This window comes from Campylobacter sp. BCW_6468 (genome assembly GCF_001762865.1).
GTDB classification, from domain to species: domain Bacteria; phylum Campylobacterota; class Campylobacteria; order Campylobacterales; family Campylobacteraceae; genus Campylobacter_D; species Campylobacter_D jejuni.
Genome location: NZ_MJXQ01000020.1, coordinates 85,888 through 93,605, shown reverse-complemented (window position 1 = coordinate 93,605; position 7,718 = coordinate 85,888). Strand labels below are relative to the sequence as shown.

The following is a 7,718-nucleotide window of genomic DNA, read 5'->3' as shown; positions in this document are numbered from 1 at the left end:
TCAGACTTTGCTAATGCTTTAGCTAATGAAAGTGGAAAATTACAAACTGCTGTTCAAAGCTTAACCACTTCTTCAAATTCTCAAGCTCAATCTTTAGAAGAAACTGCAGCAGCTTTAGAAGAGATCACTTCTTCTATGCAAAATGTTTCAGTTAAAACTAGTGATGTTATCACTCAATCTGAAGAGATTAAAAATGTTACAGGTATTATAGGTGATATTGCAGATCAAATCAATCTTTTAGCTTTAAATGCAGCTATTGAAGCAGCTCGTGCTGGAGAACATGGTAGAGGCTTTGCAGTGGTAGCTGATGAAGTTAGAAAGTTAGCTGAAAGAACTCAAAAGTCTTTATCAGAAATTGAAGCTAATACTAATTTACTTGTTCAATCTATCAATGATATGGCAGAAAGTATTAAAGAACAAACTGCAGGTATCACTCAAATCAATGATAGCGTAGCTCAAATTGATCAAACTACTAAAGATAATGTTGAAATTGCTAATGAATCAGCTATTATTTCTAGTACAGTAAGTGATATAGCTAATAATATCTTAGAAGATGTTAAGAAGAAGAGGTTTTAATTAATCATTCAAGCCCTTTCTTTGGGCTTGAATTTTAAAAATTTATGCTATGATTTTGTATATTTTATAAAGGAAAGTATATGAATTTATGGGATAAAAAGGCTAAAACTTACGCAAGATATCAAAACACTTTAAACACTATACAAAAACAAACTTTTGAATATTTACAAAATTTAAAGATTTCCTTTCAAGATAAAAGTATTATAGATATAGGATGTGGAACTGGGGTTTGGACTTTACATTTAGCCAAAGAAGCTAAAGAAATTTTAGCTCTAGATAGTGCAAATGTTATGCTTGAAATTTTACAAGAAAATGCAAAAACTCATACCATATCAAACGTAAAAACCCTGAATTTAGACTTTGAAAGCTTTTATAAAAATAATAACGCAAAATTTGACTTAGCCTTTTTAAGTATGTCTCCTGCTTTACAAAATGAAAAAGACTATAAAGCTTTTTTAAACTTAGCTTCTAAAAAAGTGTATTTAGGCTGGGCAAGTAGGCGTAAAAGTAGCTTTTTAGATCCTATATTTGAGCATTTTAACACTCATTTTAAAGGTTTTTATGAAAGTGATTTGCAAGGTTTTTTAAATACACAAAATATCCCTTATGAGTGTGAAATTTTTAACGAAACTAGAGTGGTAAAAAGAGACAAACAAAGTGCGATAGAAAATGCTTTGTGGCATTTAAGTATGAATGGTATTAATACAAACAAACAAGAGTTAGAAAGCTTTGTAAAAGATGAAGTAGAAGAGATTATAGAAGCTAAGATAAAACTTTTAATCATTAGCTAGTTATACTAGCTAAGATTGATTTTTGAAATTTCATCTTGAATTTTTAAAGTTTCATCTAAAGTTTGTATGATCAAGGTAAAATACTTATGATCTATGTCTTCTTCTTTGTGGCTTTTTAGGTATTTATCTAGCACAGCATAGCCGCCTATTTTAAACTCATAAATTTCAGGACTTACTTTATTAAAATACAAACTTTCGTTTATGAAAAGTTCTTTTACGTCTTTGTTGTATTTGATTTTTTGTATTTTGAAATTTTTATTTTTAATGTCTTTAAACAAGGCTTCACCTACATTAAAATCTAACTCATCATTTTTTAATAAATGTAAATTTACAAGTTTTAAGCCTAGTTTGCTTAAATTTTTAAAAGTATTTTTATCTTTTGTAAAAGGAATTTTTGGAAAATCAATTTTTAAAAAATCAAGATATTTTTCTCTATAAATTTTATGAAAAAGCACCGCATAAATATAGCCTAGTATGTCTTCTGGTGAGAATTTTTCTTTATAAAGCTCATCTATGAAAGTTCTAAAGCTTTCTTTGAAATTTTCTATTTTTGAGGTAAAATTTTCTTCGTTAAAATTTGGATTTTCTTTTTTTAGGAATTTTTTACTTCTAGTTGTAGGATAAAGATAAAGTGGAGAAACATAGCTATTTGCTCCGACTAAATGTTTATCTATAACTTTTGAGCTTATAAATAAATTTGAAATTTCTTTTAGATTAGTGCCTCTATCATAAATCAAACCTATGTTTTCATACCCCAAAAAATGTTCCATTATGTCAATTCTTGGTCTTTCCACTTTTTTTATATCATAATAAATTTTTTGCGTATCAAAAGGTTTATATGCTATTTCTTTAATGTATTTTTTATCAAATTCATTATAAAAATTATAAACTTGTTGTTCTAATTTTTTATTATTCGTTGAGATTAATATAGCATCCTTAGAGCTTGCAATTCCTACGCTTGAAAGCATAAAAATATCTTTTACGCTTATGCCCTTGTTGTATTCTTCTAATAAATCATTATTTTGTGGTAAGAAAAGATAAAAAGGCTCGTTGTTTTTTACCAAAGTCCATTTTATAGAATTTAAGTCATTTTCATATAAAAATTCGTATTTATCCTTTCTTTTGCCGTATAAATCATGATAATAAATGTTTGTATTTTTAGCTTTTGAATTTTGTTTTATAAAGATATTTATGCTCACACCTTGCATGATATCAAAGACATTATCATCTTTGCTTCCATCAGGAGCTTTTTCTTTTTTTCTAGTATCGCCGTGTAAATTAAGTATATAAATTTTATCAAAGCTTTGCATTAAAGAATATCTCATACCTCTAAAGGTAGGATTATCTAAAAAGCTATTATTTGAAATAAAAGCAAAAATTCCGCTTTCTTGAGAGTCGATTTTACTTTGGGCAAAGCGTATGAATTTTACATAGTCATCAAGCATTACTTTTGGATTTTTTTCATTTTCTAGTTTGTGTTTTTCATATATGGCTTTAAAAGTACTTGTGTTTTGTTTGGATTTTTCTTTAAAATACGAGCTTATCCACTTTTTTTGTTCATTATTAAGATTTGCTTTGCTTGGTTCTAAACCATAGCTTATTTTGATCTCATCTTCGTATAAGCCTTTGTTGCTACTTGCTCCACTATAAGGCGGATTGCCTGTGATGATTAGAATTTGTTCTTCTTTTATTTTTTGTGCTTTTTTAAATTCTCTTGTTAGATCAATGAGAGTAAAAAGCGTGTTTTGATCATTTTGTTCTTTGGATATGCTTTTAAAATATAAAGTATTTGTTAGTGCTATTTTAAGACTTTCATCATCGTTTAATGGAGAGTTAAATTCTTCTTTAAAACTTTGAGAAATTTTTAAATGTGCTATGGTGTAAGGGGCTATTAAAAATTCAAAACCACAAAATTTGTCTATCAAAGCTTTTGGATTGTAATTAACGCTATTTTTGCTTATAGGTTCTAAAGCTTTTCTAAAAGCTTCAAGTAAAAAGGTGCCAGTGCCTGTGGCAAAATCAAGTAAGGTTATATTTTTATCTAAAGCTTCGCTTAAGCCTTTTTTGTGATTGAAATCTTGTTTTAAAGCTTCATCTATGGCATTTATGATGAAAATTACTACAGGCGCAGGAGTATAATACACTCCCCTTACTTCTCTAAGCTTTGGATCATAACTTGCTAAAAATGTTTCATAAAAGTGCAAATAAGGATCTTTGTGAGTAGATAAAATACTACGATTAAATAGATCTTTTTCACTAGTTTTGTTTAGTTCTTTTATAATACTTGTAATGTCTATGTGATTTATAATGTTTATGATTTCTTCTAAAAGCCATTTTATATTTTCTAAATTTTCAAAACTATCATCTAAAAATCCACTCATAGAACGGATTAATGGAAATGATTTTGGTATGAATTTTTTAGCATTGTTTAGATCTATTTCTTTTGCGGTATCGTTATTTAATTTTGCTAAGAATAAGCTATAAGTTAAAGTTTGTGCAAAAGAATCGCAAAATTCTTCATAGGATAATTCTTTATAAAGTGTTTCTTTGAAGGTGTTAAATAAACTTAATAAAGTTTCATTTTTGCTTGATAATAAAAGCTCATCTTTTAAAATTCTTGTTCTTAGGCTTAGATGGTTTGCAAAATCTAAAGCTGAATTTATGGGATTTGGGATTTTAGAAAAAAATATGCTAAAAAGTTCGTTTAACTCTTGTGTTTTAGTATCTAGTAAAGATTGATTTTTAACAATGCTTTTAATCTCATCAAGAGAGCAAATTTTTACTTCTTTACAAATGATAATTTCATTCTTATCATTTAAACTTAATAATATAAATCTTAAATAATCTGTGAGAATGATATTTGGGCTTAATTTTGTGTATTTTAAAATTTGATCACTTGTTATGATGTTATCAAGATTTGCATTTACTCTTTTGTTTTCTATGTAACCTAGTGTTAAAAAATCTTTTGTAATCAAAAAATCCGGAGCACCTCTACCTTCTTTGTCGTTATTTGGTTCTTGTTTGATAGAGATTTTATTTTGCTTGTCTTGATTATCTTTTATAGCTTGCAATAAATTTTGCAAAGCTGTTCTATGGGTATGTTCTTTATCGTTTGTAGAAATATCTTTTATGTTTTCTAGATAAGCTTTTAGCATTAATTTCCTTTAATTTGCGACTTTGAAATTTAAAGTTTTCCCTGCCATAAATGGCACTACATCGCCGTATTTTTGCGCTACTTGCCATTCTTGTTTTTCTAAGATGACGATTTTATCTTTTTCAAATTTAAGATTATGGATTTTGCAAGCATTATCTGAAATAAATTTTTGTAAATTTGTTTCATTTGAATGTTTTTCAAAAAGTTCAACTAATACAGGTAAAATCACCGGTGCGCTAAAAACTCCAGCCGCACAACCACAACATTCTTTAGTGTGCAATGGATGAGGCGCGCTATCGCTTCCAAACATAGCCTTTTCATAGCCACTAAAAGCAAGCTCACATAAAGCGTCTTTATCTTCATAGCGTTTTGCAATAGGCTTGCAAAATAAATGTGGATCCATTTTACCACCCACTACATCATCAAGCGTTATCATTAAATGATGCAAAGTGATAGTTGCGTATAAATTTTCATAATCTTTTAATAAATCACACAAAACCTTAGTGGTAATATGCTCCATTACAATTTTTAATTTTGGAAAGTTTTTAGCTAATTTTTCATATATTTTGGCAAAATTTGCCTCTCTATCCATGACAAAATCATTGGTTTCTCCATGCACTAACAAAGGAATATTTAAATCACTCATAGCCTCTAAAGTAGGTTTTAAATACTCTATATCAAAACTTGAAACTCCACCATTTGAATTTGTTGTAATTCCTGCTGGATAAAGCTTAATGCCAAAAATTTCACCTTTAGCACTGTAAAGAAATTTCTCATCATAATTTTTAAAAAAAAGTGTCATTAAAGGAGTGAAATTTTCATCTTTACAAACCTTAAGGATACGCATTTTATAAGCTTTTAGATCTTCTAAATTGCAAAGTGGAGGGATTAAATTTGGCATAATCACAGCTGCACAAAAATCTCTTGCACTCAAAGGTGCAATAAGTTCTAACATTTGATTATCTCTTAAATGCAAATGCATATCTAAAGGATTTTTAAGTTTCATTTTTATCTCCTATATTTTTAGCTGATAAAATCCATTTTTAAGACGCTTAAAAAGCTTTTTTTCTTCTAAAAATTTAAAAGTAGCGATGATAGTGGGCTTGCTTTGGTTTAATTTTTCTTCAAGCTCACTGATTTTAATCATAATAAAACCATTTTCATCGGCATTTTCGCATAAAAATTTTAACAATTCAAAACGCTTTTTTCCCAAAATTTCTTGTATTAATTTTTCAAATTTCATAAGTAAATGCTATATAAAATAAAACTCCAAACAAAAAGAGCTAAAAGCACACTAAAAAACACTGCCGTACTCGCACAATCTTTAGCGATTTTTGCTTTTTCATGCCATTCATTTGTAATCAAATCAACACAAGCTTCAATAGCCGAATTTAAAGCCTCTATAATTAAAATAAGCATTAAAACACTTACCAATAATAAATGCTCCAAAAAACTAACTTTTAAGAAAAAACTAAAAACTATCGCAGGGATAATAATACAAAGTTCAATTCTAAACGCCATTTCATTTTTAAATAAAGCAAAAATCCCTTCTAAAGCATATCTTGCATTATTTAAAAAATGATATTTAGGCTTCATGGATTTGCCTTAAGTTTAGGATTTAATAAATCATATTCTGGCTCATAAACACTTGTTTTTACATCAAAATATCCTAAAAGAGTACTAAAAAGATTATCTTGAGAAAGTTTTAAATCTTTATGCTCTTTAGCTAAATTCATTAATTTTTCATCATTGCTCCAAAAAATAGCAGGAATACGGGTTTGATAACTTGGCGCTATAGCATAAGGCATACCATGAAGATAAATACCATTTTCACCCAAACTTTCACCATGATCTGAAAGATAAAACAAAGAACTTTCATAATCTTTTTGCTCTTTTAATAGTTTTATAATCTCACTTAAAAGATAGTCTGTATAAAGCAAAGTATTATCATAAGTGTTGATTAAAGCCTCGCTATCACATTTTGAAAGTTCATTAGTATCACAAGTTGGAGTAAATTTTTTAAATTCGCTTGGATAGCGTTTATAATAAGTTGGCCCATGAGAACCTTGCAAATGAAGAACTATTATATTTTGATCACTTAAATGATTTAATTTTTCTTTAAAAGGGGCGAGTAAATTTTCATCCAAATCACTAGAAAGCTTTTGCTTATAAGCTAATCTATCACAAACCCCTTTACAACCACCAGAATTATTATCAAACCATGCAGTATCTACACCTGTTTTATAAAGCACATCCATCGCATTTTCTTGAAATTCTGAACTTGAATAATTTTCACGCTTAGAAATAGAAAACATACAAGGTAAACTTACCGCTGTTGCTGTTCCACATGATGAAAAATTATCAAAAAACACTACATTATCTTTTTTGGTATAAAAATTGGTATCATTTTTAGCATATCCACCCAAAGAGTAATTTGCCGCTCTAGCGGTTTCACCCACTACCAAAACTAAAAGTTTTTTAGTGTGATTGTTTTCTCTATAAGCATCATTAGCTATAGTTTTAAATTCTGGCTTAGCTTTTACAAAACGAACATAATAGCGATATACGGCATAAATTTGATAAAAAGGAGTATTATACATTCTTATTTCATTATAGTTTCTAAAAAAAGGCAAGAAAGTTTTACTTAAAGGGATTAAAACCGCACAAACAACAATCAAACCTGATATTATATTGATAATTTTAATTTTTAGATGGGATTTAAAACTACCATAATAATCAATTTTTACTTTAACAACATAAAAAACTAACAATAAAGCCAAAACAACAAATAAGATTAATTTTAAATTTAACAAATCTTTTACTTCTTTGATATCTGTTTGAACAACATTTTGTATCATATCAGAATCTATAAGCACCCCATAAAAACTAATAAAGTAAACACTTAAAAAAGATGATATTATAAATAATATAGAAAAAAATTTAGTAAAAAACTTTATAAAAAGCAAAGAGCAAATCACGTGAACAATGGCAAAATAGGCCACAATAAAAACAAAAGTTATAAACCAGTTTTGTGTATTTTTTTCATACACAAAATAAAATAAATTAAAATTCAACAATACAATCATCAAAGAATTAAAAAAAGTAAACTGAAGCCAAGTTAATCTAAGCATATAAATCCCACCTCCAAATTTAAGCTTTTAATTTTATTGAATTTTTTTAAATGGATTGTAGTTTGA

At 27.9% G+C, this 7,718-nt stretch carries 6 protein-coding genes and 1 pseudogene; 2 read left to right on the top strand and 5 right to left on the bottom strand.

What is annotated here, in order from left to right:
* Together AJ889_RS02595 and AJ889_RS02590 are read left to right on the top strand one after the other, a co-directional pair.
* Nucleotides 1-576, top strand: a 576-nt coding sequence (locus AJ889_RS02595) for a methyl-accepting chemotaxis protein (RefSeq protein ID WP_074484689.1), incomplete at its 5' end; no start/stop codon positions are given.
* An 80-nt stretch (nucleotides 577-656) separates the two neighbouring features.
* The gene (locus AJ889_RS02590; protein WP_002902380.1) at nucleotides 657-1,367 is read left to right on the top strand and encodes a class I SAM-dependent methyltransferase; all 711 of its coding nucleotides are present in this window, start codon (nucleotides 657-659) and stop codon (nucleotides 1,365-1,367) included.
* Between the two features lie 5 nt (nucleotides 1,368-1,372).
* Here the strand turns inward: AJ889_RS02590 and AJ889_RS02585 are convergent, their stop codons facing one another.
* From AJ889_RS02585 to eptC, 5 genes and pseudogenes are all read right to left on the bottom strand, one after another.
* Nucleotides 1,373-4,522, bottom strand: a complete 3,150-nt coding sequence (locus tag AJ889_RS02585) for a type ISP restriction/modification enzyme (RefSeq protein ID WP_002902382.1) — start codon at nucleotides 4,520-4,522, stop codon at nucleotides 1,373-1,375.
* A 9-nt stretch (nucleotides 4,523-4,531) separates the two neighbouring features.
* Entirely contained in the window at nucleotides 4,532-5,527 is a 996-nt protein-coding gene (gene pyrC, locus AJ889_RS02580) for a dihydroorotase (protein ID WP_002934826.1), read from the bottom strand.
* Nucleotides 5,517-5,764: pseudogene (locus tag AJ889_RS02575) on the bottom strand (replication/maintenance protein RepL). Before AJ889_RS02575 ends, pyrC begins: the two are co-directional and overlap by 11 nt.
* Nucleotides 5,761-6,117 carry a diacylglycerol kinase gene (locus tag AJ889_RS02570; RefSeq protein ID WP_002859416.1) on the bottom strand — a complete coding sequence of 119 codons (357 nt, stop codon included), beginning with the start codon at nucleotides 6,115-6,117 and terminating at the stop codon, nucleotides 5,761-5,763. The pseudogene AJ889_RS02575 and the gene AJ889_RS02570 overlap by 4 nt, the downstream one beginning before the upstream one ends.
* Nucleotides 6,114-7,652 carry a lipid A/FlgG phosphoethanolamine transferase EptC gene (eptC, locus tag AJ889_RS02565; RefSeq protein WP_002934825.1) on the bottom strand — a complete coding sequence of 513 codons (1,539 nt, stop codon included), beginning with the start codon at nucleotides 7,650-7,652 and terminating at the stop codon, nucleotides 6,114-6,116. The genes AJ889_RS02570 and eptC overlap by 4 nt, the downstream gene beginning before the upstream one ends.
* Nucleotides 7,653-7,718: the final 66 nt, after the last annotated feature.